We start from the raw sequence: 23,556 nt of genomic DNA, 5'->3' as shown, positions 1-23,556 counted from the left end.
ATCCCGTCGGCGTCGAGGGCCCCGAGGTGCATGCCGTTCTCTCCGTTCATCGGGCGGGCCGGTCCGGTCGTACCCGTACAGCGGCCCGAAGGCCGTCCCGGGCGGGAAGCCGTCGCGGCCGGCGGGCCGGTCCCGTGCCTGCGGCAGGTGCCGCTGCCGGCCGGAAGCACGGGTAGCCCGCTCGACGCACCGTCAAACACACGGCGACCTGCCGTGTTGAAACGCCCAGGGGGTCACGCCGCTCTCAGTACGCCGGGAGGGTCCGGGGGCCGAGGTCGTCACGGACGGGGGGCGGGGCCAGGCGTACGGAGGCGCTGAGGACGCTCACCCCGTGGGTGGCGACGACGACCGGCTCCAGGCCGACCGCGACGACCTCGGGATGGTCGTCGACCAGCCGCGACACCCGCAGCAGCAGCTCCTCCAGAGCGGGGGTGTCGACGGGGGCCGAGCCGCGCCAGCCGAACAGGAGGGGTGCGGTCCGGATCGACCTCACCAGGGAGGCCGCCTCCCGGTCGGTGACCGGGATCAGCCGGTGCGCCATGTCCCCGAGCAGCTGCGACGGGGCACCGGCGAGCCCGAAGGAGAGCGCGGCTCCGGCGGCGGGATCGATCACCGCGCGAACAATGGTGTCGACACCGCGCGGTGCCATCCGCTGCACGACGGGGCTCAGTTCCTCGGGCGTGCCGAGCTGCTCCGTCAGCTCGGCGTAGGCCCGGCGCAGTTGCTCCTCGTCCGCCAGGTCCAGCCGTACGCCGCCCAGGTCGGCGCGGTGCCTCAGGTGCGGGGCGGTCACCTTGAGGGCCACGGGCCGGCCGAGGGTGCGGGCGGCCTCGACGGCGGCGTCGGCGGTGGGCGCGGGGAGGGCGCGGTGGACGTGGATGCCGTAGGCGCCGAGCAGCGCGCGGGTCTCCTCGGTGCCGAGGGTGAGGCTCTCCCCGCGCGTGAGCTGCGCGTCGATGAGGGCGGCGGCGCTCCGCTCGTCGATGTCCTCGTACCCGGGCACCTTGCCGGGGTCGGCGGCGTCCCGTCGCCACTGGGCATAGGCGACGGAGTGGGCGAGGGCCCGGACCGCGCGCTCGGCGGCGGGGTAGGCGGGGATGAGGTGGGCGTCCTCGGGGAGGCTCACGGGGGTGAGCGGGGCGGACGGGACGGCCGGACCCTGTGGAGTGGCCCGCGTCGACGCGGTGACCGGCGTCGTCGCGGTGGGCGGGCGCCTGCCGTCGGGCGGGGCGGGGTGCGTGGCCTGCGTTTCCGGGCGGGCCGGGGCCGGCTGCGGGGCCGTGCTGGCCGCCGCCGACAGGGCCTCGGCCAGGCCGCCGAGTTCCACGTGGACGACCAGGACCGGCTTGGACGGGGTCGCGGCGGCGGCCGAACGCAGCGCCCCGGCGAGTGCCGCGTCGTCGGTGGGCGGCTCTCCCAGCGCCGGAATCGCGGTCACCACCACGGCGTCGCAGGTGTCGTCGGCCAGTGCCCGGGACAGCGCCGCGTGGAAGTCCGCCGCCGACGCCCCGGTGGTGAGGTCCAGCGGGCGGTGCGGGCGCAGCCCTTCGGCGAGGCAGGCGTCGTAGGTGAGCAGCCCCAGGGACTCGGAGTTGCCCAGGATCGCCACCCGGGGTCCGGACGGCAGCGGCTGCCGGGCGAGCAGCAGACCCGCGTCGACCAGTTCCGTGATGGTGTCCACCCGGATCACCCCGGCCTGCCGCAGCAGCGCGGAGACGGTGGCGTGGGGCAGGCGCGTCGCGCGCACGGCGTGCCCGCGGGGTCCGGAGCCGTGACGGGCGCCCTGGACCACGACCAGGGGCTTCACCGCCGCGGTACGGCGGGCGAGGCGGGTGAACTTGCGGGGGTTGCCGATGGACTCCAGGTACATCAGGGCGACATCGGTGTCCGGGTCGTCGTACCAGTACTGCATGACGTCGTTGCCGGAGACGTCGGCCCGGTTGCCGGAAGACACGAAGGTGGACACGCCCGTGACACCGGTGACTCCCCCGCCGCGCCGGTGCAGCCGTGACAGCAGGGCGATGCCGATGGCTCCGGACTGGGCGAACAGGCCGATGCGGCCGGGCCGCGGCATCCGCGGCGCGAGCGAGGCGTTCAGGCGTACCTCCGGGGAGGTGTTGATGACGCCGAACGCGTTCGGTCCGATGATCCGCATGCCGTACGAGCGGGCCTGGCGGACGAGGGCGCGCTGGCGCTCGCGGCCGTCGGGGCCCGCCTCGGCGTACCCGGCGGACACGACGACGATCCCCTGCACTCCGTGTTCGCCGCATTCGGCCACGGTCTCGGGGACGTCGTCGGCGGGCACCGCGACGACGGCGAGGTCGACCGGGCCGTCGATGTCCCGCACCGAGCGGTGGGCGGGCACCCCGGCGGCTCCGTCGAGTTCCTTCCGATCCGGCGGGAGGGCCTTGTTCACGGCGTACAGGCGGCCGGTGAATCCGGCGTCCCGGATGTTGTCGAGGAGGCTGCGGCCCACGCCGCCGGGCGTGCGGCCGGCGCCGATGACGGCGACCGAGCCCGGGGCGAGCAGCCGCTGCACCGAGCGGGCCTCGGCGCGCTGCTCGCGCGCCTGCTGCACGGCCAGGGAACGGTCGGTGGGTTCGAGGCCGAACTCGAGGCGGACGACGCCGTCCTCGAAGCTGCGCTTCTGGGTGTACCCGGCGTCCGTGAACACCTTGATCATCTTGCTGTTGGCCGGCAGCACCTCGGCGGCGAACCGGCGGATGCCGCGCTCCCGGGCGACAGCGGCGATGTGCTCGAGCAGGGCGGAGGCGATGCCCCGGCCCTGGTGGGCGTCCTGCACGAGGAAGGCGACCTCTGCCTCGTCGGCCGGCGACGACGCGGGCGCTCCGTCGGGGCCGATCCGGTCGTAGCGTACGGTGGCGATGAACTCACCGCCCACGGTGGCCGCGAGTCCCACCCGGTCCACGAAGTCGTGGTGCGTGAAGCGGTGCACGTCCTTGGCGGACAGGCGGGGGTAGGGCGCGAAGAAGCGGTAGTACTTCGACTCGTCCGACACCTGCTCGTAGAAGCTGACCAGACGCTCGGCGTCGTCGACGGTGATGGGGCGTACGCGCGCGGTGCCTCCGTCGCGCAGCACCACGTCGGCCTCCCAGTGGGCGGGATACTCATGCCGGTCCGAGGAGGTCTGCATGGCCCCCAGAGTACGGCTCGCGTACGGTGACGGCGCGAGGCAGTCCGTGGGGCACGGGCCGGACCGAGGCCGCGGTCGGGTGCCGACGGGAGCGTGAGCGGGTGCCGCTCCCGGCACCGCTTCCGGGGCCGCTCCCGGGGCCGCTCCCCGGCATGGTTCGCCATATGGGAAACTGGTCTAGACAACCTGAACTCCGAAGGGCAGCAACACATGGCTGAGCGCCGCGTCAACGTCGGCTGGGCCGAGGGCCTCCACGCCCGCCCCGCCTCCATCTTCGTCCGATCCGCCACGGCCACCGGCGTTCCGGTGACGATCGCCAAGGCCGGCGGCAACCCCGTCAACGCGGCCTCCATGCTGGCCGTTCTGGGCCTGGGCGCCCAGGGCGGCGAGGAGATCGTCCTCGCTTCCGACGCCGAGGGGGCCGACGCCGCCCTGGACCGACTGGCGAAGCTGGTCTCCGAGGGTCTCGAGGAGCTCCCCGAGACCGTCTGATTTCTGCGCCCGAGCCGGCGCCGCTCTCGCGGAACCGGTTGCGCGCCGTCCGGTTTCCTCAATGGATGGTTACGGTTCTCTGTGGCTCACAGATACCGGCCCGCACCACCGAAAGGCCTGCCCGAATATCGCCGGGCGGGCCTTTCTCTTTCCCTTTTCGAGCACAGCAAGAAATGCCCTGGAAGCGCGCTCCCTTTTGTATACGGCACCCGCGTTAAGAGCGCAGGCTCGGCGTGTTTACGGGATGTTGCGAGTCCCTCACGCCCTCCGCGCGGGCCGTCCGGTCCGCGCGCTCGGCCCCGCCAGCCCCGGCGGTGAAGCGCAGACGGTGGGCGGCGGCGGCACGCTCGGTGTGCAGCGCCATGACCGCACGCGCGCGCTCACCGTCCCCGCGCACCACGGCGTCCACGACCGCGCCGTGCTCCGCCCAGCACTCCACGGGGTCCCTCGTCCCCCGCACCTCGTACATCCAGCCGATCTTGTGCCGGAGCCGGATCAGCGTCGACGTCAGCGCCGGGCTGCCGGACGCCTGGGCGAGCGTCTCGTGGAACCAGCCGCCCAGGGAGCGCAGGTCGTCGCTGTGGCCCTGGCGGGCCCGCCCCTGACCCAGCCGGACCAGGCCGCGCAGCACCTTCAGGTGGGCCTCGGTGCGGCGCTGCGCGGCGCGGGAGGCTCCGAGCGGCTCCAGCAGCAGCCGCATCTCCAGCAGGTCGGCGGCCTCCTGCTCGGTGGGTTCCGCGACGCACGCGCCCGCGTGGCGCCGGGTCACCACGAAGCCCTCGGCCTCCAGGGTGCGCAGGGCCTCCCGGACGGGGACGCGCGAGACGCCGTAGCGGCGGGCGAGGAGTTCCTCGGTGAGCCGGCCGCCACGCTCGTAGACACCCGAGACGATGTCGTCCCGGATCGCCGTGCACACCGAGTGCGCCGGAATACGCATGACCGACCTCCGAATTAATCCCCGCATAACGTCAACGGGCGACGCCTGTTCCGTGACTCTATTGCAACGCGCGGGAATTTCCGACGGCGAGCCGGAAATCATGTTCGTTTTTGGACAACGGGCGGTCCGCCGGAAACCTCGAAAGCCCCGGCCCGCAGAGCGGTCCGGGGCCATTCCACGGAAAGCGGACACCCGCGGTGTCAGGGGATCCCGCGGACGTCGAGGCGCATACGGAGGCCGGGGGTACGTGCCCGGTCAGAGGTTCGCGCCGTGCGCGCGGAGGTACGCGACGGGGTCGATGTCGGAGCCGTACTCGGCGGTGGTGCGGGCCTCGAAGTGCAGATGCGCGCCGGTGACGTTGCCGGTGGCGCCGGAGACGCCGATCTGCTGTCCCGGGGTGACCTGCTGACCCACCGAGACACCGACGGACGACAGGTGGCCGTACTGGGTGTACGTGCCGTCGTGCATCTTGATCACGACGTGGTTGCCGTAGGCGCCGCCCCAGCCGGCCTCGACGACGGTGCCCATGCCGACCGAGAGCACGGGGGTGCCGCTCGCGGCGTGGAAGTCGACACCGGTGTGGCTGCCGGAGGACCAGACGGCGCCGCCGGACAGGTAACCGGTCGAGACGTAGGAGCCCGCGATCGGGGACACGAAGGTGTTGAGACGCTTGCGCTCGGCCTCCCGCGCTGCGCGTTCCTCGACTTCGCGGGCCTGCTCGGCCTCCTCGGCCGCCCTCTCCCGGGCAGCTTCCTCGGCGGCTTCGCGGGCGGCGGCCTGGGCCGCCTCGCGCGCGGCCTCGTGCTGGGCGGCCGCCTGGGCGTCGATCTGGGCGGCGACCTCGTCACCCAGGGTGATCACGGGGGTGAGGCCGGTCTGTTCCGCGAGGGGTTCGGCGGCGAGCGCCGGAGCCGCGAGGGAGCCGATGACACCGGTGGTGGTGAGGGCCGCGACGCCCGCCACCTTGGCGGTGCCGCGATGCACGCGGCCGGGACGGCGGTGCTTCCCGGGGGCGCGGGTGAACGCCATGTACAGGGTGGTCCTTTCCTTCCCTCTCGCCTACCGGGTTAGCTGACGGGTTCGGAGCAGGAAGGTCTCCTACGGGCCCCCTCGCGACACGCGCGGGCGTCCGATTCACCCCAGGGACGGTTGGGTCCCCGGCTCCCCCGGCTCGCGCCGTAGGGGGACTCGGCGATGACTGTCCGGTGCCGCGGGTGCGGCGCACTGCCCGACGAACAGACCGCATGAAGCTAAGCGGGACGCGTTTCGATTCCCAAACGAATCCCGGCTTTTGTAGCGCATCCCACAGGGCAGACAGGCGCCTCCCACCCCAATTCGGGCATAAGCGGGCCCTGGTGACTTTCACGTCACCAGGGCCACGCGCAGGTGCGCTCCACCGGGTGTCCGCGGGGCCCTCGCAGCAGACTGCCCCCAGCGGCGTTCCGATCGCTGACAGGCCGTCTACTCGGCGGCCACCACGGCGACTTCACCGATGCCGAGCGCCTCGACGGGCTCCTTGATCTTCGCCGCGTCGCCGACCAGCACGGTCACGAGACGGTCCACCGGGAAGGCGTTCACCACCGCCGCGGTCGCCTCCACGGTGCCGGTGGCGGCGAGCCGCCGGTACAGCTCGGCCTGGTAGTCGTCGGGCAGGTGCTGCTCCACCTGGTCGGCCAGGGTGCCGGCGACGGCTGCGGCGGTCTCGTACTTGAGCGGCGCCACACCCACCAGGTTCTGCACGGCGACGTCGCGTTCGGCGTCGGTGAGGCCCTCCGCGGCGAGGGTGCGCAGCACCGTCCACAGGTCCTGCAGGGCGGGCCCGGTGTTCGGGGTGTCGACGGATCCGCTGATGGCGAGCAGCGACGCGCCGGTGCCGTCCGGGGCGGACCTCAGAACCTGGGCGAACGACCGTACGCCGTAGGTGTAGCCCTTCTCCTCGCGCAGGACGCGGTCCAGCCGGGAGGTGAGGGTGCCGCCGAGGCAGTAGGCGCCGAGCACCTGCGCGGCCCACACACGGTCGTGCCGGTCCGCTCCGACGCGGCCGATGAGCAGCTGCGTCTGCACGGCGCCGGGGCGGTCCACGATCACGACCCGGCCGGTGTCGTCGGCGACGACCGGCGGAACGGGCCGCGGCTGGGCGGCCGATCCGGTCCAGGCGCCGAGGGTGTCGCCGAGCAGCTCGTCCAGGTCGGTGCCGGTGAGGTCGCCGACGACCACCGTGGTGGCGGTCGCGGGGCGGACGTGCTTCTCGTAGAAGGCTCGTACGGCCGCCGAGTCGATGACCGCGACCGTCTCCTCGCTGCCCTGGCGCGGGCGGGACATGCGCGACGTCGCCGGGAACAGCTCCTTGGAGAGTTCCTTGGCGGCGCGGCGGGAGGGGTTGGCCAGCTCGTGCGGGATCTCGTCGAGGCGGTTGCGGACGAGGCGCTCGATCTCGCTGTCGGCGAAGGCGGGCGCCCTGAGGGCGTCGGCGAGCAGCCCGAGTGCCTTGGCCAGCCGTGAGGCCGGCACCTCGAGGCTCAGACGGATGCCGGGGTGGTCGGCGTAGGCGTCCAGGGTGGCGCCGCAGCGCTCGAGCTCGGCGGCGAACTCCTCGGCGGAGTGCTTGTCGGTGCCCTCGGAGAACGCCCGCGCGGTGATCGTGGCGACACCGTCGAGCCCGGCCGGCTCAGCCTCCAGGGGCGCGTCGAGCAGCACCTCGACAGCGACGATCTGCTGGCCGGGACGGTGGCAGCGCAGCACCGTCAGACCGTTGCCGAGGGTGGTGCGCTCGGGGGCCGGGAAGGCCCAGGGCCGGGCCTCGCCCGCCTGCGGCTGGGGGTGGAAATCCATCGTGGCGAGCTCGGTCACTTCGCCGTCTCCTCGTTCTCGTCGGTGCCGGCGGCCGCGGCTTCCTCGGCGCCGGCGGCTTCTTCGGACTCCCCGGCCCCGGAGGCGACGGGCTCGTAGACGAGCACCGCGCGGTTGTCGGGACGCAGGCGGGCCTTGGCGACCTCCCGGACGTCCTCGGCGGTCACGTCGAGGATGCGCCCTACGGCGGTGAGGGCGAGCTGCGGGTCGCCGAACAGGACGGCGTACCGGCACAGCTCGTCGGCCCGGCCGGCGACGGTGCTGAGCCGGTCCAGCCACTCCCGCTCCAGCTGCGCCTGGGCGCGCTCCATCTCCTCGGCCGTGGGGCCCTCCTCGGCGAACCGGGCGAGCTCCTCGTCGATCGCGGCCTCGATGACGGGCACCTCCACGTCACCGGACGTCTTCACGTCCAGCCAGCCCAGGGAGGGCGCCCCGGCCAGCCGCAGCAGGCCGAATCCGGCCGCCACGGCCGTACGGTCCCGTCGCACCAGCCGGTTGTAGAGCCGCGAGGACTCACCGCCGCCGAGGACGGTGAGCGCCAGGTCCGCCGCGTCGCTCGCGCGCGTGCCGTCCTCGGGCAGCCGGTAGGCGGCCATCAGCGCACGCGAGGGGACCTCCTCCTCGACGAGTTCACGCAGCTCCTCGCCGATGATCCCGGGCAGCGAGCCGTCGCGGGGCTCGGGCTTGCCGTCGTGGGACGGGATGGAGCCGAAGTACTTCTCGATCCAGGCGAGCGTCTGCTCCGGGTCGATGTCACCGACGACGGAGAGCACGGCGTTGTTGGGCGCGTAGTACGTGCGGAAGAAGGCGCGGGCGTCCTCCAGGGTGGCCGCGTCCAGGTCCGCCATCGAGCCGATGGGCGTGTGGTGGTACGGGTGGCCCTCCGGGTAGGAGAGGGCGGTCAGCTTCTCGAAAGCCGTGCCGTAGGGGACGTTGTCGTAGCGCTGGCGGCGCTCGTTCTTGACGACGTCCCGCTGGTTCTCCATGGACTCCTCGTCCAGGGCGGCCAGCAGGGAGCCCATGCGGTCGGCCTCGAGCCAGAGGGCGAGCTCCAGCTGGTGGGTCGGCATGGTCTCGAAGTAGTTGGTCCGCTCGAAGCTGGTGGTGCCGTTGAGCGAGCCTCCGGCCCCCTGGACCAGTTCGAAGTGGCCGTTGCCCTTCACCTGGCCGGACCCCTGGAACATGAGGTGCTCGAAAAGGTGAGCCAGGCCGGTGCGGCCCTTGACTTCATGACGCGAGCCGACGTCGTACCAGAGGCACACCGCCGCGACGGGGGTCAGGTGGTCCTCGGAGAGCACCACGCGCAGGCCGTTGGACAGCCGGTGCTCGGTCGCTGTCAGGCCGCCGGAGCCTGCCTGGGCGGTGGCCGTGTGACCCATGGGCATGTATGTCCCTTCGATCGCGGAGGCGGTCGTCGCATCCGCCGTTTGTGCCGGTCCTGCCACTGTATGCAAGCGTGCGGAGCACCGGCGAAGTTCCCGGAGGGGACCGGGTACGCCGAGAGCGAGAACCGCGGATACGGGTGGGACGGCACGGTACTCATGGGGTTCGTGGGGTGTACGGGACCGCACTGGACAGGGGATCACGCCGCGTACGAGGCGCGCGCCCGGTGCCGGCGCGCCCCGGTCGCGCCGGGTGCCCCGCTCGCGGCGCCGGCGGGAGGTGCGCGTACTCTGCCGGCACCCCGCCCCGGCCCCCGGCGGAGGACAGCGGCGGGGGTCATGGTCCCGGTTGTCGGTGCGGCGGTCCACAATGGTCCGCGTCAGATACCGTCCCACGCTTCAGCAAGGAGCCGGCAGCGATGGCCCGCCGCAGCACGAAGACCCCGCCGCCCGACGACTCGTACGAGGAGCGGATCCTCGACATCGACGTCGTCGACGAGATGCAGGGCTCCTTCCTCGAGTACGCGTACTCGGTCATCTACTCCCGCGCCCTGCCGGATGCGCGCGACGGCATGAAGCCGGTGCACCGGCGCATCGTCTACCAGATGAACGAGATGGGCCTGCGGCCCGACCGCGGCTACGTGAAGTGCGCACGCGTGGTCGGCGAGGTCATGGGCAAGCTGCACCCCCATGGCGACACGTCGATCTACGACGCCCTGGTGCGCATGGCGCAGCCCTTCTCGATGCGGGTCCCCCTGGTCGACGGCCACGGCAACTTCGGCTCCCTGGGCAACGACGACCCGCCGGCCGCCATGCGGTACACCGAGAGCCGGATGACCGAGGCCACGAGCCTGATGACCGAGTCCATCGACGAGGACACGGTCGACTTCGCACCCAACTACGACGGCCAGGAGCAGGAGCCGACGACCCTGCCCGCCGCGTTCCCGAACCTCCTGGTGAACGGCGCGTCGGGCATCGCGGTCGGCATGGCCACCAACATGCCGCCGCACAACCTCCGCGAGGTGATCTCGGCCGCCCGCCACCTGATCCGGCATCCGAACGCGGACCTCGACGCCCTGATGAAGCACGTCCCGGGCCCCGACCTGCCCACCGGCGGCAGGATCGTCGGCCTTCCGGGCATCCGGGACGCGTACGAGAAGGGCCGCGGCACCTTCAAGATCCGCGCGACGGTCACCGTGGAGGAGGTGACCGCCCGCCGCAAGGGCCTGGTCATCACCGAACTGCCGTTCTCGGTGGGCCCGGAGAAGGTGATCGCCAAGATCAAGGACCTGGTCGGTTCGAAGAAGCTCCTGGGCATCGCCGACGTCAAAGACCTCACCGACCGCGCCCACGGTCTGCGGCTGGTCGTCGAGATCAAGAACGGCTTCGTACCGGAGGCGGTCCTGGAGCAGCTGTACAAGCTGACCCCCATGGAGGAGTCCTTCGGCATCAACAACGTGGCCCTGGTGGACGGCCAGCCCCTCACCCTGGGCCTCAAGGAGCTGCTGGAGGTCTATCTCGACCACCGCTTCACCGTGGTCCGCCGCCGCTCGGAGTTCCGCCGCGGCAAGCGGCGCGACCGTCTGCACCTGGTCGAGGGCCTGCTCACGGCGCTGCTGGACATCGACGAGGTCATCCGCCTGATCCGCTCCAGCGACAACTCCGCGCAGGCGAAACAGCGTCTGATGGAGCAGTTCTCGCTGAGCGAGATCCAGACCCAGTACATCCTGGACACCCCCCTGCGCCGCCTCACCAGGTTCGACCGCATCGAACTGGAGGCGGAGCAGGAGCGGCTGAACGCGGAGATCGAGGAGCTGACCCGCATCCTGGAGTCGGACGCGGAGCTGCGCAAGCTGGTCTCGTCCGAACTGGCCGCGGTGGCGAAGAAGTTCGGTGACGACCGCCGTACGGTCCTGCTGGACGGGTCCGCCACCCCGGTCGCCGCCGTGCCGCTTCAGGTGGCGGACGACCCGTGCCGGGTGCTGCTCTCCGACACGGGCCTGATCGCCCGCACGGCGGACGCGAAGCCGTTCCCCAAAGGCGCGCACGCCAAGCGGGTCAAGCACGACATGATCCTCTCGGCGGCGCCGGCCACCGCCCGGGGCGAGGTGGGCGTGGTCACCTCGACGGGGCGTCTGCTGCGGCTGAACGTCGTCGACCTCCCGCAGCTGCCGGAGTCGATGCCGACCCCGAACCTCTCGGGCGGGGCGCCGATTTCGGAGTTCGTCTCCCTGGAGGACGACGAGCGGGTGATCTGCCTGACGACGCTCGACGAGGCGTCGCCGGGCCTCGCCCTCGGCACGGAACAGGGCGTCGTCAAGCGGGTGGTGCCCGACTACCCCTCCAACAAGGAGGAACTGGAGGTCATCACCCTCAAGGAGGGCGACCGGATCGTCGGCGCCGTCGAGCTGCGCACGGGTGAGGAGGACCTGGTCTTCGTCACCGACGACGCACAACTGCTGCGCTACCAGGCCTCGCAGGTCCGCCCGCAAGGGCGTCCCGCCGGCGGCGTGGCGGGCGTCAAGCTCGCCGAGGGCGCGAAGGTCATCACCTTCACGGCGGTCGATCCGGGGACGAACGCGATGGTGTTCACGGTCGCCGGCTCGCGCGGCACGCTGGACGACTCCGTCCAGACGACGGCCAAGCTGACCCCGTTCGACCAGTTCCCGCGCAAGGGCCGGGCCACCGGCGGGGTGCGCTGCCAGCGGTTCCTCAAGGGCGAGGACTGCCTGTCCCTGGCCTGGGCCGGCCCCGCCCCGGCCCGCGCCTCCCAGAAGAACGGGACGCCGGTCGACCTGCCGGAGCCCGACCCGCGCCGCGACGGCTCGGGAGTGCCGCTGCCGAAGACGGTGGCGGTGGTGGCGGGGCCGGTCTAACCCTGCGGGTCCTCCTGGCCCTGCGGGTCGTCGGGCTCCTGCACGTACCGCAGCACGCCCCACATGCCCTGCTCGTCGGCGTGTGGGGCACCGGGGGTAACGGAGGCGTCGGGGACTTCGCCACCGCATACCTCCTCCAGTTCCTTGCGGAGGGCGGCACTGTCGATACCGGTCCCGATGAGCACCAGCTGCGTGAGCCGCTCCGCACCGGCCGGCCAGGGCTCCGGGTAGAACCTCAGGAACCGCCCGACGGCATGCACGGCGTACCGGTTCACGGTGTCGTAGGACCCGAAGTCGACATATCCCTTGATCCGGTAGAGCCCTTCCGGGCGGCTGTCGAGGAACCGGATCAGCCGCCGCGGGTCGAGCGGCGCGGCGGAGGCGAAGGACAGACTGTCGTACCGGGCGTGCAGATGGCCGGCGTGCTCGTCGGCGTCGGGTCCGTGCCGGTGCAGGTCGTCGAAGGAGAGCTGCCCGACGCGTTCTTCGGCCGGTCTGCAGTCGAAGAGGAGTTCCGGGTCGACACGGCCGTACGTGGCGGGGACGACGGCGGCACGCTCGACGAGCGACCGCACGACATCGAGCAGGCCCTCCGCGTCCGCCGCCCGGTCGAGCTTGTTCACGACGACCAGATCGGCGAGGCCGAGGTGCCGGTCGATCCCGGGATGCCTGGCCCGGGTCTCCTCGAACTCGGCGGCGTCCACGACCTCGACGAGTCCGCCGTACACGATCCGGGGATGTTCGCTGGCGAGCACCATCCGCACGAGTTCCTGCGGCTCGGCGAGACCGCTGGCCTCGATGACGATGACGTCGATCCCGGCGGACGGCCGCGCCAGCCGCTCGAGATACACGTCGAGCTCGCTGCCGTCGACGGCACAGCACAGGCATCCGTTGCCGAGCGAGACGGTCGAGTCGCCGAGCGCTCCGGCCACGGCCATGGCATCGATCTCGATGGCACCGAAGTCGTTGACGACGGCCCCGATACGGCTGCCGCCGCTGTGGTGGAGAAGGTGGTTGAGCAGAGTGGTCTTCCCCGACCCGAGAAATCCGGCCAGGACGACGACCGGAATCTGCCGACCGCTGCTCCGCTCCACCACGCGACCCCTTTCACCCCTACGCGTACCCCGGCTCGCGCCTCGGCGTACGTCCGGGAATCAACTGACCCCCCAGGATACGAGCGGTGAGAACTGTGGCGAAGTGAACGATTGTTAGCAGCATTCGCGGGGCAGACGTTGGACAAGGCGCCGGATTGTGCGACCCTCGCTTCCCTCCGTGCGCCGCCTCTCCGCCTTCCCGCCGATCAGAGCCGCTCGGCACCCTGGAAGACGGCAAGCGCCGCCCACCGCTCGCCGGTCCCCTGCAGTCGACCCGAACTCCGACGGCCGGCGGACGGCCGCCTGATACGGGGGTTGACATGACCACACGGAAAATTCGCAAGCGCGGGCTTGATGTCGCCGCGGTGGCGGGACTGGGGATGGCCGCGGGCATCCTCGCCACCGCGGCGGTCCAACGCCACACGCTGGAGTCGCTGCGCACCCGCCTGGAACGCCTGGAACAGCAGTCGCACGCCCAGCGGCACGCGAATCTGGCGAGCCAGCAGCGCCAGCACTGGGAACTGCTGAGCAAAGCGATGGACGACCCCGAACTCACCGAAGTCCTGGACATCTTCGAGATTCCGGTCACCGCGCAGAAGCGTCGCCAGTACCTCTTCACCAACGCCCTGTACACGAACCTGCTCTGCTACTACCGCATCGGCAACCTCAGCCGGGATGAATTCTTCAAACACGCCCGGGGTATGTTTCAGAACCCGATCGTCAGAGAGTACTGGTACGCGACGCGGCATCAGCGCGCGAGCCTGACGGGAACCGAAGAGGCGGAGCTCGGCCGGCTGATCGACGACCTGCTGCTGCAGCTCGACGAGGCCGACACCGACGAGTGGTGGGTGGTCGGCGAACCACCCCTCGCCCCGTGAGCCACAGCACCGCCCCGCAGCAGCACCGCCGTAAGGGACGGGTCCGTCCGACCGACGCAACTAGGCGTCCGGGATGTCCGCCTTCGCCTTGATCAGCGTCTCCCGGGAAATCACGACGATGCGTTCGTAGTCGGCCCGAGCCGCGTCCTCGGGCAGTTGGGCGTCGAGCGAATCAGTCATATCCGTGCCGATGACCGCGAAGTTCCCGTCCACCAACTCGAAGATGTCGGGACAGGTCCCGCCCCCGGTGCTGCCTCGATGACGTGGAGCGACACCAAGGCGGCGGATGATCTGACTCACTGATGGATTTCCTTTGTCCTCAAGGCACAAGCGGGCCCGCGCCCGCTGCTACGCGACGGCATCCTCGCAGGTCCGAGCCCCCGCCGGGGGACGGCTCGCCACGACGCGACCGCCTCACACCTCAATAGGCGCAACGCTTGCGCGCATTCATATCACTCTCCGGAGCACGAGTGATCGGAGAATCGGTGATCAGAAACACTTGGGGGGTGGACGGCGGATTGCGCCAAGGTGGTGCCACTCGGCACTCAGGAACAACTCAGGTTAGGCTCACCTCTGTGAGTACGTGCTCAACCGCCTCCCGCGAGCTCGACGAACCCGTCGCGGGAACAGCGGCCACCGCGAGGACCTGGATCCTGTTGGAACAGCCCGGTCCGTGGGGCCCCAAGGCGCTCACGTCGAGCCACCTCGACCCGGCGCTGGGCCGGGCCCTGGAGGCCGCCGCGTCGGGCACCGGGGTGCGTATCGCCCTGATCAGACGCCCCGGACGTCACGCGGACCGCCGGACGCCCACCGCGCGCCGGGTGTACGCGGCCCACACCGTGCCCGGCAGCGCGTGGCTGCACGCCGCCACGACCACGGACCCCGAGCGCCTGCTCGGTCTCGACTTCGCGGCCCTCGGCAGGGGACACAGCGGCACCTTCGCCGCGGCACTCGGCGGGCGGCCGCACGAGGGCGACCCGCTCGCCCTCGTCTGCACCAACGGCAAGCGCGACCGCTGCTGCGCACTTCTCGGCCGGCCCCTGGCGGCCGAGCTCGCCGCCTCCGGCGTCGAGGGCGTCTGGGAGGTCACCCACCTGGGCGGGCACCGCTTCTCCCCCACGGTGCTCGTACTGCCCCACGGCTACGCGTACGGCAGGGCCGAGGCGCGTACCGTCGAGGAGGCGCTGCGCGGCGTGCAGGAGGGCCGGATCCTTGTGGAGGGGTGCCGCGGGAGCTCCGCCTGGGAGCGCCCCGGCCAGGCGGCCGAGTTGGCCGTGCGCACCGCGGTGGGCGAGTACGCCGCCGGAGCGCTGACCGTCGTACGGACGGACGGCGCGGCCCCGTGCTGGGAGGTGACCGTCGCGCACGCCGACGGGCGCCACTGGCACGTGGAGGTGGCCCAGGGGGCGTCCCTGCCGCCCCGCGCGGAGAGCTGCGGGTCGGCGCTGGGCTCGCCCGCGCGGATGGACGTGGTGGCGATCCGCGAGGTGACCATGGCCGCGCTCGCGAGCTGACCGGAACACCGTTGCGCGGGGTGGCCGCGCCGCACCTGAGCGTCGTCGCACGGCCCGCCCCGCTCGGGCGCCCGGCGCCGTCACGGCCCGCGTCACCCCGCCCGCGTCACACGGCCCCCGCGCCCGTCAGCGACCGCACCTCCGCCTCTGCGTGCTTGGCCTCGTCGGGAATCTCGGCCGAGGTGACCGTGCCGAGCCAGCCGGCGAGGAAGCCGAGCGGGATGGAGACCAGGCCGGGGTTCTGGAGCGGGAAGAAGTGGAAGTCGACACCGGGGAACAAGGACTCCGGACTGCCGGAGACCACCGGGGACAGCAGGACCAGCACCATGGCCGGGATCAGCCCGCCGTAGACGGCCCACACGGCGCCCCTGGTGGTGAATCCGCGCCAGAACAGGGAGTAGAGCAGCACGGGCAGGTTGGCGGAGGCGGCCACGGCGAAGGCCAGCCCGACGAGGAAGGCGACATTGAGATCACGGGCCAGCAGGCCGAGCGCGATCGCCAGCACGCCGATGCCGAGCGCGGCCACCCGGGCCACGGCCACCTCGCTGCGCGGCTTTCCACCGCGGCGCCGCAGGGACGCGTACAGGTCGTGGGCGACGGACGCCGACGAGGCGAGCGTGATCCCGGCGACGACGGCGAGGATCGTGGCGAAGGCGACCGCGGCGACGATCGCGAACAGCACCGTTCCGCCGGTGGAGCCGGCGCCGCCGCCGAGGTCGAGCGCCAGCAGCGGAACCGCCGTGTTCCCGGCCGCGTTGGACCCGCGCACGGCGTCCGGTCCGACGACGGCGGCGGCACCGAATCCGAGCACGATCGTCATCAGGTAGAACCCGCCGATGAGCCCGATCGACCAGACGACCGAGCGCCGGGCCGCCCGCGCGGTCGGGACGGTGTAGAAGCGGGACAGGATGTGCGGCAGCCCGGCCGTGCCCAGCACCAGTGCGAGCCCCAGGCTCATGAAGTCGAACCGGGACGTCCAGTCCCCGCCGTAGGCGAGCCCGGGGGCCAGGAACGCCTTTCCGTGACCGCTGCGCTCGGCCGCCGTGAGCAGCAGTCGGTTGAAGTCGCCGTGGAACCGCAGCAGGACGAGGACGGTCAGCACGACTGTGCCGCCGAGCAGCAGGACCGCCTTGACGATCTGGATCCAGGTGGTGGCCCGCATCCCTCCCATCGACACGTAGATCACCATGAGCGCCCCGACGCCGACGACGGTCCAGGCCTGCGCCGCCTCGCTCCGGCCGCCGAGCAGCAGCGCGACCAGGCTGCCCGCGCCCACCATCTGCGCCACCAGGTACAGCACGGACACGGTGACCGACGACGTTCCCGCGGCGATGCGGACGGGGCGTTCTCGCATCCGGGCGGCCACCACGTCGGCGAGGGTGAACCGGCCGCAGTTGCGCACCAGTTCCGCGACCAGGAGCAGCACCACGAGCCAGGCCACCAGGAAGCCCACCGAGTACAGCATCCCGTCGTAGCCGAAGAGGGCGATCAGTCCGGAGATGCCGAGGAAGGAGGCGGCGGACATGTAGTCGCCCGCGATGGCAAAACCATTCTCCATCGGTGAGAAGAGCCGACCGCCGGCGTAGAACTCCTCGGCCGATCCCTGCCGTCGGCGGCTCACCCAGGTGGTGATCCCCAGGGTGACCGCGACGAACGCGCTGAACAGCAGCAGCGCCAGAGCCTGGTGATCGCCCGTCATGAGTCACCGCCCCGGCCGCGCGCCAATTCCTGTGTGTCCCAGCGCAGTTCGAGCGCCGCCCGGTCCCTGCGCAACCGCGCGTGCCGTGCGTAGGCCCAGGTGAGCAGGAACGTGGTCAGGAACTGGCCGAGACCGGCGAGCATCCCCACGTTCACGGCGCCGGACACCGGCCGCGCCATCAGGTCCGGCGCGGTGGTGGCCGTCACGACGTACGCCACGTACCAGGCGCAGAAGACGACGACCGCCGGGACCACGAACCTCCGGTAGCGGCTGCGCACTTCCTGGAACGCGGCGCTGCGCTGGACCTGGAGGTACACGTCTGCCACCGCCACGGCGCCTTCCCGCCCGCGCGCGGCCGGTACGACCGCCGCCCGCACCGGCGGTGTGCGAACCGCCGTGGGTGCTCCGGTGCCCTTGCCGGTGCCCTCGCCCCAGCCCGAGGCGAGGGCGTCGTACCAGGGGTCGTCATAGCTCACGGCACCGAACGGCCCGCCGGGGAGCGGGAGATGGCCGCCGTCGGGTTGTCCGGGCGAGCCTTCCCCGGGAGGCGCGGAGCGTCTTTCTGCATGTCCGGCGGGACCCTCAGGACCGCCTCCGCCCGGGTGGGGGCGGTCATCGCTTTGCTGCATGCCCAAGAATGGGCAGAACGGAAGGACCCCCGGCTCTTCTTCCCGTTCTGCTTCACCCCATCAGGTGACAGCGGGGACCGCTCCGCGTCGGTCGCACGGCGGTCACGCGTCGATGCGCGACCGGTCCAGTGTCGCCGCCGAGCTGGAGATGAACTCCTTGCGCGGAGCGACGTCGTTGCCCATGAGCAGATCGAAGACCTGCTCGGCGGCCTCCAGGTCGGTGAGGTTGATCCGACGCAGGGTGCGATGGCGCGGGTCCATGGTGGTCTCGGCCAGCTGGTCGGCGTCCATCTCGCCGAGACCCTTGTAGCGCTGGATCGAGTCCTTGTAGCGGATGTTCCCGGTCTGGAACTCCATCAGCTTGTCGCGCAGCTCGCGGTCCGAGTACGTGTACACGTACTTGTCCTGCCCCTTCTTGGGCTGGACGAGCTCGATACGGTGCAGCGGCGGCACCGCGGCGAACACCCGGCCGGACTCGACCATGGGCCGCATGTAGCGGTGGAACAGCGTCAGAAGCAGGGTGCGGATGTGGGAGCCGTCCACATCGGCGTCGGTCATCATGATGATCTTGCCGTAGCGAGCCGCGTCGATATCGAACGTCCGTCCGGATCCAGCCCCTATGACCTGGATGATCGCTCCGCACTCCGCGTTCTTCAGCATGTCCGTCACGGACGACTTCTGAACATTGAGGATCTTGCCTCGGATCGGCAGCAGCGCCTGGAACTCGGAGTTCCGCGCGAGCTTCGCCGTGCCGAGGGCCGAGTCTCCCTCGACGATGAACAGCTCGCTGCGCTCGACGTCGTCGCTGCGGCAGTCGGCCAGCTTGGCGGGCAGCGAGGAGGACTCCAGGGCCGTCTTGCGGCGCTGGGCGTCCTTGTGCTGACGAGCCGCGATGCGGGTCCGGGCCGCGGCGACCGCCTTCTCAAGGACGACACGGGCCTGCTGGGCGGCGTCGCGCTTGGTGGAGGTCAGGAAGGTCTTGAGCTCCCGGGAGATCACGGTGTTCACGATGCGACGGGCCGCCGAGGTGCCGAGGACCTCCTTGGTCTGCCCCTCGAACTGCGGCTCGGCCAGGCGGACGGTGACGACCGCCGTGAGGCCCTCCAGGGCGTCGTCCTTGACGACGTCGTCCTCGGCCACGCGCAGCATCTTCTTCGTGCGCAGCACCTCGTTCACCGTCTTGGCGACGGCCTGCTCGAAGCCGGCGACATGGGTGCCCCCCTTGGGGGTGGCGATGATGTTGACGAACGACCGGAGCGTCGTGTCGTAGCCGGTCCCCCAGCGCATCGCGACGTCGACGCCGAGCTCGCGGGTCACCTCGGTGGGTGTCATCTGGCCGTACTCGTCCAGGACCGGGACCGTCTCCTTGAAGGTGCCCTGCCCTGTGAAGCGGAGGGTGTCGCAGACGGCCTTGTCGGTGGCCAGGAACTCGCAGAACTCGCTGATGCCGCCGTCGAAGCGGAAGGACTCCTCGCCCTTGCTGCCGCCGTCGCCGAGCCCGAGCTCGTCACGGACGACGATGGTCAGGCCGGGCACCAGGAACGCGGTCTGGCGGGCGCGCTGGTGCAGGGTCTCCAGGGTCGGCTTGGCGTCCTTGAGGAAGATCTGGCGGTCGGCCCAGTAGCGCACACGCGTGCCGCTGCGGCTCTTCGGGATCTTCTTGGCCCTGCGCAGCCCGCTCCCGGCCTCGAACTTCGCGTCCGGGCCCAGGGCGGCGAAGGCGCCGGGGACACCGCGGCGGAAACTGATCGCGTGGGTGTGCCCACCGCGGTCCACCTCGACGTCCAGCCGCGCGGAGAGCGCGTTGACGACGGACGCGCCGACGCCGTGCAGTCCACCGGAGGCGGCGTACGAACCGCCGCCGAACTTGCCGCCGGCGTGCAGCTTGGTCATGACGACCTCGACACCGGAGAGGCCGGTCTTGGGCTCCACGTCGACCGGGATGCCGCGGCCGTTGTCCCGGACCTCCACCGAGCCGTCGTCGTGGAGGATCACATCGATGCGGTCGCAGTGGCCCCCGAGGGCCTCGTCCACCGAGTTGTCGATGATCTCCCAGAGGCAGTGCATCAGACCGCGGCTGTCGGTCGATCCGATGTACATTCCGGGGCGCTTCCGCACGGCCTCGAGCCCCTCGAGGACGAGCAGGTGCCGCGCGGTGTAATTGGAACCGTCCCGGTCTGCTCCTGCCAGCAGCGCTGTGGACGGCACGGACGTCTCGGCGGTCACGCGGTTCGCTCCTCGCTGAATTTCAGATGGGGCCCTCATGGGTAAGGGCGCGTCGCTTGTCACCGGTGAGAGGGTACCGAGGCCTGGTAGAGCCGTTGTCACGCCACCCTCGTCTGAAACCTAGACTAGTCGAGAGTCGCATACCTGTTCGATCCCTCGATGGAGTGAAGCACACATCACGTTCCCTTCCCGGCATGAACCATTTAGGCTCCGGGCACGTCCTCAAGAACAACCGGCAACCCAGCCGGGAGGGCCGACCACCACCGATCCGACGCGAATCCGTACGACGACACAGACACGCGATACGGCACATTCGCCGCCAACCGGCAACATCCGGCCACCTCGGAAAGATTTTTTCGAGAAGCAGCCACGAGCGGGAACGTTTTGGGCCTGGTTGGATGTTGACCCTGGTACGACAGCTCGTCGAGCTAGAGAAGAGGCGACGTGACTACTGTTCTGACCCCCGCGAGCCCCCTGACGGCCGCCGATCGCTGCGACCGCTGCGGCGCCCAGGCATACCTGCGCGTCGTCCTGCTGAGCGGCGGAGAACTGCTCTTCTGCGCCCACCACGGCCGCAAGTTCGAGCCGGAACTCAAGAAGATCGCCGCCGAGATACAGGACGAGAGCGAGCGGCTGACCTCCCCGTCGGCCCCTGCCGTCGAGGAAGAGCGCTGATCACGGAGACGCGCTGACATCTCGCGTACGACGACGAGCCAGACCGGCACAGGCCGGCAGGAGGGGCGGCTGCCTCCGATGCGGAGACAGCCGCCTTTTTCTCGTGCGCTTTCGCCCCTGAGCCTTTCCTCGGTCCCGGCGCAGCCCCGGGTAACTGCCGGGAGAGCCCCGGGAGGCCCGCTCAGGGCTCGCCAGGCGCTCTCAGGCGCCTTCGGGCGCCGCCTTTCCGGTCTGCTGGGCCGAAGCCCGGCCGAGCGTCCGCATGACCTCGGACACACGCGTGTAGACCCCGGGACTGTCCGCCCAGCCGCATCCGCTGCCCCAGGACACCAGGCCTATCAGCCGCCCCTCGGCCACCAGCGGTCCGCCGCTGTCCCCCTGGCAGGCGTCCGGCCCGCCGGCCTGCTCACCGGCGCACAGCATGGTCCCGGCGCGGTACGCGCCCTCGCCGCCTCCCGGGTAGGCCTCCTCGCACAGGGCGTCGCGCAGCACACGCACCCGCGCCGCGTGCAGGCTGCCGGCATAGGTCCCTGATCCCGTGGTGTCCCCCCAGCCGTAGACGGTCGCGGGGGTATCGGCCCGGTACCCGGGATCGCCCGCGCCGGCCATGCCGATCACCGAGCCGGAGGGCAGCGGTGCGGCCAGGGTGAGCACGGCGAAGTCTCCGGAGTTGCTGAGCGGGTCGTAGCCCGGATTCACCCAGGTCTCGCTCACCTCCATCTCCTCCCCCTGGTCCGACAGCAGATCCGTACGACCGGAGATCACTCTGAGGTCGGGCACCCGGTCCGGCGGCGCTCCCAGAACCTCCTCGCTCATGCAGTGGGCGGCGGTGAGCACCGTGGTCCGGCCGACGGCCACACCCCCGCAGAACTGTCCCGCCCGGGTACCCCCGAACCGGTCACGGCTGGACAGCGCCACGGTCCAAGGACTCTGGGCCACATCGACCGGAAACCCTCCGACGACGATGCGGTCCGCGACCGCCGGAACGGCCGCTGCCAGCGGTATCGCGGTCGTGGCAGCGGCGATGACCAGTGGCCGGGCCAGGACCCGGACTAGGCGACGACGCATGCGCTCTCCTCACACTGGGGCATTGATGGGATACCCAGAGTGATCCACCCCGTCATGCCTCGCACCCGCGGAGCAGCACCGAGGCCCGGCCCCTTGAAGGGGCCGGGCCTCGGTGCGACCTTGCGGGACCGCTGCGATCGCTGCCCTAGTCGAGGTAGTCGCGCAGGACCTGGGAGCGCGACGGGTGACGCAGCTTCGACATGGTCTTGGACTCGATCTGACGGATGCGCTCGCGCGTGACGCCGTACACCTTGCCGATCTCGTCGAGGGTCTTCGGCTGACCGTCGGTGAGACCGAAACGCATGGAGACGACGCCCGCCTCGCGCTCGGACAGGGTGTCCAGGACGGAGTGCAGCTGCTCCTGCAGAAGCGTGAAGCTGACCGCGTCGGCCGGGACGACGGCCTCGGAGTCCTCGATGAGGTCACCGAACTCGCTGTCGCCGTCCTCGCCCAGCGGGGTGTGCAGGGAGATGGGCTCACGGCCGTACTTCTGGACCTCGATGACCTTTTCCGGGGTCATGTCGAGTTCCTTGGCCAGCTCCTCCGGGGTGGGCTCGCGGCCCAGGTCCTGGAGCATCTGGCGCTGCACACGCGCGAGCTTGTTGATGACCTCGACCATGTGCACCGGGATGCGGATGGTGCGGGCCTGGTCGGCCATCGCGCGGGTGATCGCCTGACGGATCCACCAGGTGGCGTAGGTGGAGAACTTGTAGCCCTTGGTGTAGTCGAACTTCTCCACCGCGCGGATCAGACCGAGGTTGCCCTCCTGGATGAGGTCCAGGAACAGCATGCCGCGGCCGGTGTAGCGCTTGGCCAGGGAGACCACCAGACGGAGGTTGGCCTCCAGAAGGTGGTTCTTGGCGCGCCGGCCGTCCTCGGCGATGATCTCCAGCTCGCGCTTGAGCTTCGGCGCCAGCTTGTCGGAGTTGGCCAGTTTGTCCTCGGCGAACAGACCGGCTTCGATCCGCTTGGCGAGTTCGACCTCCTGCTCGGCGTTGAGCAGGGGCACCTTGCCGATCTGCTTGAGGTAGTCCTTGACCGGGTCGGCGGTGGCACCGGCGGCGGCGACCTGCTGGGCGGGCGCGTCGTCCTCGTCCTCGTCGGAGAGGACGAAACCGGCGGCCTCGGTGCCCTCCGGCTCGTCCGTCGCCTTGGTCTCCTCGACGGTCTCTTCGTCGGTCGCCTCGGCGTCGTCCTTCTTGGCGGCGGTCTTCTTGGCGGCCGTCTTCTTCACCGCCGTCTTCTTGGCGGCCGTCTTCTTCGCGGTGGTCTTCTTGGCAGCCGCCTTCTTGGCGGGTGCCTCCTCCTCGGCGCCGTCGGGTGCGGCCGACGCGGCGGTGGCGGCGGCCTTCCGGGTGGTCGTCGCCTTCGCCGTGACCGTCCTGGTCGCGGTGCGCTTGGCGGGACTCTTCGCGGCGACGCTCTTTCGTGTGCGCTTGGGTTCCGCGGCACTGACCATCAGCGTCACACCCTCTTCCTCGAGGATCTGATTGAGGCTGCGCAGTACGTTCTTCCACTGAGTGGCCGGAATCTGGTCAGCTTCGAAGGCCCGACGCACGTCATCGCCGGCGATCTGCCCCTCAGCCTTTCCCCGCTCGATGAGCGCCATGACAGAGACGGATTCGGCGATCTCCGGCGGGAGCGTACGGGATGTGCTGGCCGACACGAACAACCTCTCAGGACGTTGAGAAAACGGCTTCCGGCCCCGTCCACGACGGACAGGAGCCGACCGCCGGCTTGGGGATGGGCCGACGATGCGGGCGGGGGCCGGGGAGTTGCACAGCGCCGTGAACGGCGTCCGTATTCCCTCCGCGACTGTCACCTCTTAGGTCATCGCGTTCTTTCCAGGAGCGTTACGCCCAATCCGCGTGGCCCGAGTCACACCCCGTAAGTGTCCATAATCGATCAGATCACGACAAAGACGGTCACTCGGGGATGGCGGCGGCACTATGCCGGACCTTACGGCCCCTTCATCACTGTAGGACCCCGCGGGATCGAAGGTGATCCCGCGGGGTCCTACAGCGGGCGGCTCACCGGTCGGAGGGTGCCACAGGAGGGGGATGGCAGGCCGGGCCGTCCACA

At 70.9% G+C, this 23,556-nt stretch carries 17 protein-coding genes and 1 riboswitch; of the genes, 5 read left to right on the top strand and 12 right to left on the bottom strand.

Going from position 1 to position 23,556, the window contains the following annotated elements:
* Positions 1–244 precede the first annotated feature (244 nt).
* Positions 245–3,154, bottom strand: coding sequence for a GNAT family N-acetyltransferase (locus OHB56_RS30965; RefSeq protein WP_406356805.1), 2,910 nt, complete (start codon positions 3,152–3,154; stop codon positions 245–247).
* 210 nt (positions 3,155–3,364) lie between these two features.
* Between OHB56_RS30965 and OHB56_RS30960 the strand changes: the two genes are divergently transcribed.
* Entirely contained in the window at positions 3,365–3,646 is a 282-nt protein-coding gene (locus tag OHB56_RS30960) for an HPr family phosphocarrier protein (protein WP_042172977.1), read from the top strand.
* A 214-nt stretch (positions 3,647–3,860) separates the two neighbouring features.
* Here OHB56_RS30960 and OHB56_RS30955 read toward each other — a convergent pair whose 3' ends face one another.
* The 4 genes from OHB56_RS30955 to OHB56_RS30940 form a co-directional block, all read right to left on the bottom strand.
* Complete coding sequence (locus tag OHB56_RS30955; protein ID WP_326755148.1) at positions 3,861–4,583, bottom strand: GntR family transcriptional regulator; 723 nt, start codon at positions 4,581–4,583, stop codon at positions 3,861–3,863.
* Between the two features lie 255 nt (positions 4,584–4,838).
* Positions 4,839–5,612: a M23 family metallopeptidase gene (locus OHB56_RS30950; protein ID WP_406356802.1), complete on the bottom strand. Its 774-nt coding sequence runs from the start codon at positions 5,610–5,612 to the stop codon at positions 4,839–4,841.
* Positions 5,613–5,624: 12 nt separating this feature from the next.
* Positions 5,625–5,787, bottom strand: a riboswitch (cyclic di-AMP (ydaO/yuaA leader).
* Positions 5,788–6,044: 257 nt separating this feature from the next.
* Complete coding sequence (locus tag OHB56_RS30945; protein ID WP_326755146.1) at positions 6,045–7,433, bottom strand: pitrilysin family protein; 1,389 nt, start codon at positions 7,431–7,433, stop codon at positions 6,045–6,047.
* Positions 7,430–8,818 (bottom strand): pitrilysin family protein, encoded by a 1,389-nt coding sequence (locus OHB56_RS30940; protein WP_326755145.1) that lies wholly within the window; start codon positions 8,816–8,818, stop codon positions 7,430–7,432. Before OHB56_RS30940 ends, OHB56_RS30945 begins: the two co-directional genes overlap by 4 nt.
* 416 nt (positions 8,819–9,234) lie before the next feature.
* On the opposite strand from OHB56_RS30940, the gene OHB56_RS30935 reads away from it, so the two are divergent.
* Positions 9,235–11,691 (top strand): DNA topoisomerase IV subunit A, encoded by a 2,457-nt coding sequence (locus OHB56_RS30935; RefSeq protein ID WP_326755144.1) that lies wholly within the window; start codon positions 9,235–9,237, stop codon positions 11,689–11,691.
* Here OHB56_RS30935 and OHB56_RS30930 read toward each other — a convergent pair.
* Entirely contained in the window at positions 11,688–12,788 is a 1,101-nt protein-coding gene (locus OHB56_RS30930) for a CobW family GTP-binding protein (protein ID WP_406356799.1), read from the bottom strand. The genes OHB56_RS30935 and OHB56_RS30930 overlap by 4 nt on opposite strands.
* Positions 12,789–13,105: 317 nt before the next feature.
* On the opposite strand from OHB56_RS30930, the gene OHB56_RS30925 reads away from it, so the two are divergent.
* The gene (locus tag OHB56_RS30925; RefSeq protein WP_406356797.1) at positions 13,106–13,663 is read left to right on the top strand and encodes a DUF6082 family protein; all 558 of its coding nucleotides are present in this window, start codon (positions 13,106–13,108) and stop codon (positions 13,661–13,663) included.
* A 60-nt stretch (positions 13,664–13,723) separates the two neighbouring features.
* On the opposite strand, the gene OHB56_RS30920 is transcribed toward OHB56_RS30925, so the two are convergent.
* Positions 13,724–13,963 (bottom strand): hypothetical protein, encoded by a 240-nt coding sequence (locus OHB56_RS30920; RefSeq protein WP_095534314.1) that lies wholly within the window; start codon positions 13,961–13,963, stop codon positions 13,724–13,726.
* 275 nt (positions 13,964–14,238) lie between these two features.
* On the opposite strand from OHB56_RS30920, the gene OHB56_RS30915 reads away from it, so the two are divergent.
* Positions 14,239–15,177 (top strand): sucrase ferredoxin, encoded by a 939-nt coding sequence (locus OHB56_RS30915; protein WP_326755141.1) that lies wholly within the window; start codon positions 14,239–14,241, stop codon positions 15,175–15,177.
* 106 nt (positions 15,178–15,283) lie between these two features.
* Here the strand turns inward: OHB56_RS30915 and OHB56_RS30910 are convergent, their stop codons facing one another.
* From OHB56_RS30910 to OHB56_RS30900, 3 genes are all read right to left on the bottom strand, one after another.
* Positions 15,284–16,876: a cation acetate symporter gene (locus OHB56_RS30910; protein ID WP_326755140.1), complete on the bottom strand. Its 1,593-nt coding sequence runs from the start codon at positions 16,874–16,876 to the stop codon at positions 15,284–15,286.
* Positions 16,873–17,505, bottom strand: coding sequence for a DUF485 domain-containing protein (locus OHB56_RS30905; RefSeq protein WP_326755139.1), 633 nt, complete (start codon positions 17,503–17,505; stop codon positions 16,873–16,875). The genes OHB56_RS30910 and OHB56_RS30905 overlap by 4 nt, the downstream gene beginning before the upstream one ends.
* A gap of 102 nt (positions 17,506–17,607) precedes the next feature.
* Positions 17,608–19,731 (bottom strand): DNA topoisomerase IV subunit B, encoded by a 2,124-nt coding sequence (locus tag OHB56_RS30900; RefSeq protein ID WP_326755138.1) that lies wholly within the window; start codon positions 19,729–19,731, stop codon positions 17,608–17,610.
* Positions 19,732–20,175: 444 nt separating this feature from the next.
* Between OHB56_RS30900 and OHB56_RS30895 the strand changes: the two genes are divergently transcribed.
* Positions 20,176–20,406, top strand: a complete 231-nt coding sequence (locus OHB56_RS30895) for a hypothetical protein (RefSeq protein ID WP_055571934.1) — start codon at positions 20,176–20,178, stop codon at positions 20,404–20,406.
* Positions 20,407–20,607: 201 nt separating this feature from the next.
* Here the strand turns inward: OHB56_RS30895 and OHB56_RS30890 are convergent, their stop codons facing one another.
* Together OHB56_RS30890 and OHB56_RS30885 are read right to left on the bottom strand one after the other, a co-directional pair.
* Positions 20,608–21,474 (bottom strand): S1 family peptidase, encoded by an 867-nt coding sequence (locus tag OHB56_RS30890; RefSeq protein ID WP_406356794.1) that lies wholly within the window; start codon positions 21,472–21,474, stop codon positions 20,608–20,610.
* A 145-nt stretch (positions 21,475–21,619) separates the two neighbouring features.
* Entirely contained in the window at positions 21,620–23,140 is a 1,521-nt protein-coding gene (locus tag OHB56_RS30885) for an RNA polymerase sigma factor (RefSeq protein WP_326755136.1), read from the bottom strand.
* Positions 23,141–23,556: the final 416 nt, after the last annotated feature.

Origin of the sequence: Streptomyces sp. NBC_01635 (assembly GCF_045209715.1) — a bacterium.
In the GTDB taxonomy this organism is placed as follows: Bacteria; Actinomycetota; Actinomycetes; order Streptomycetales; family Streptomycetaceae; genus Streptomyces; species Streptomyces hirsutus.
This window is presented reverse-complemented; position numbering and strand designations above follow the sequence as displayed.

What these genes read in the sequence shown, in the direction of transcription:
- OHB56_RS30905 (WP_326755139.1), bottom strand. Translation starts at nt 17,505, where the DNA reads ATGCAGCAAAGCGATGACCGCCCCCACCCGGGCGGAGGCGGTCCTGAG.
- OHB56_RS30965 (WP_406356805.1), bottom strand. Translation starts at nt 3,154, where the DNA reads ATGCAGACCTCCTCGGACCGGCATGAGTATCCCGCCCACTGGGAGGCC.
- OHB56_RS30950 (WP_406356802.1), bottom strand. Translation starts at nt 5,612, where the DNA reads ATGGCGTTCACCCGCGCCCCCGGGAAGCACCGCCGTCCCGGCCGCGTG.
- OHB56_RS30910 (WP_326755140.1), bottom strand. Translation starts at nt 16,876, where the DNA reads ATGACGGGCGATCACCAGGCTCTGGCGCTGCTGCTGTTCAGCGCGTTC.
- OHB56_RS30960 (WP_042172977.1), top strand. Translation starts at nt 3,365, where the DNA reads ATGGCTGAGCGCCGCGTCAACGTCGGCTGGGCCGAGGGCCTCCACGCC.
- OHB56_RS30890 (WP_406356794.1), bottom strand. Translation starts at nt 21,474, where the DNA reads ATGCGTCGTCGCCTAGTCCGGGTCCTGGCCCGGCCACTGGTCATCGCC.
- OHB56_RS30940 (WP_326755145.1), bottom strand. Translation starts at nt 8,818, where the DNA reads ATGCCCATGGGTCACACGGCCACCGCCCAGGCAGGCTCCGGCGGCCTG.
- OHB56_RS30925 (WP_406356797.1), top strand. Translation starts at nt 13,106, where the DNA reads ATGACCACACGGAAAATTCGCAAGCGCGGGCTTGATGTCGCCGCGGTG.
- OHB56_RS30935 (WP_326755144.1), top strand. Translation starts at nt 9,235, where the DNA reads ATGGCCCGCCGCAGCACGAAGACCCCGCCGCCCGACGACTCGTACGAG.
- OHB56_RS30955 (WP_326755148.1), bottom strand. Translation starts at nt 4,583, where the DNA reads ATGCGTATTCCGGCGCACTCGGTGTGCACGGCGATCCGGGACGACATC.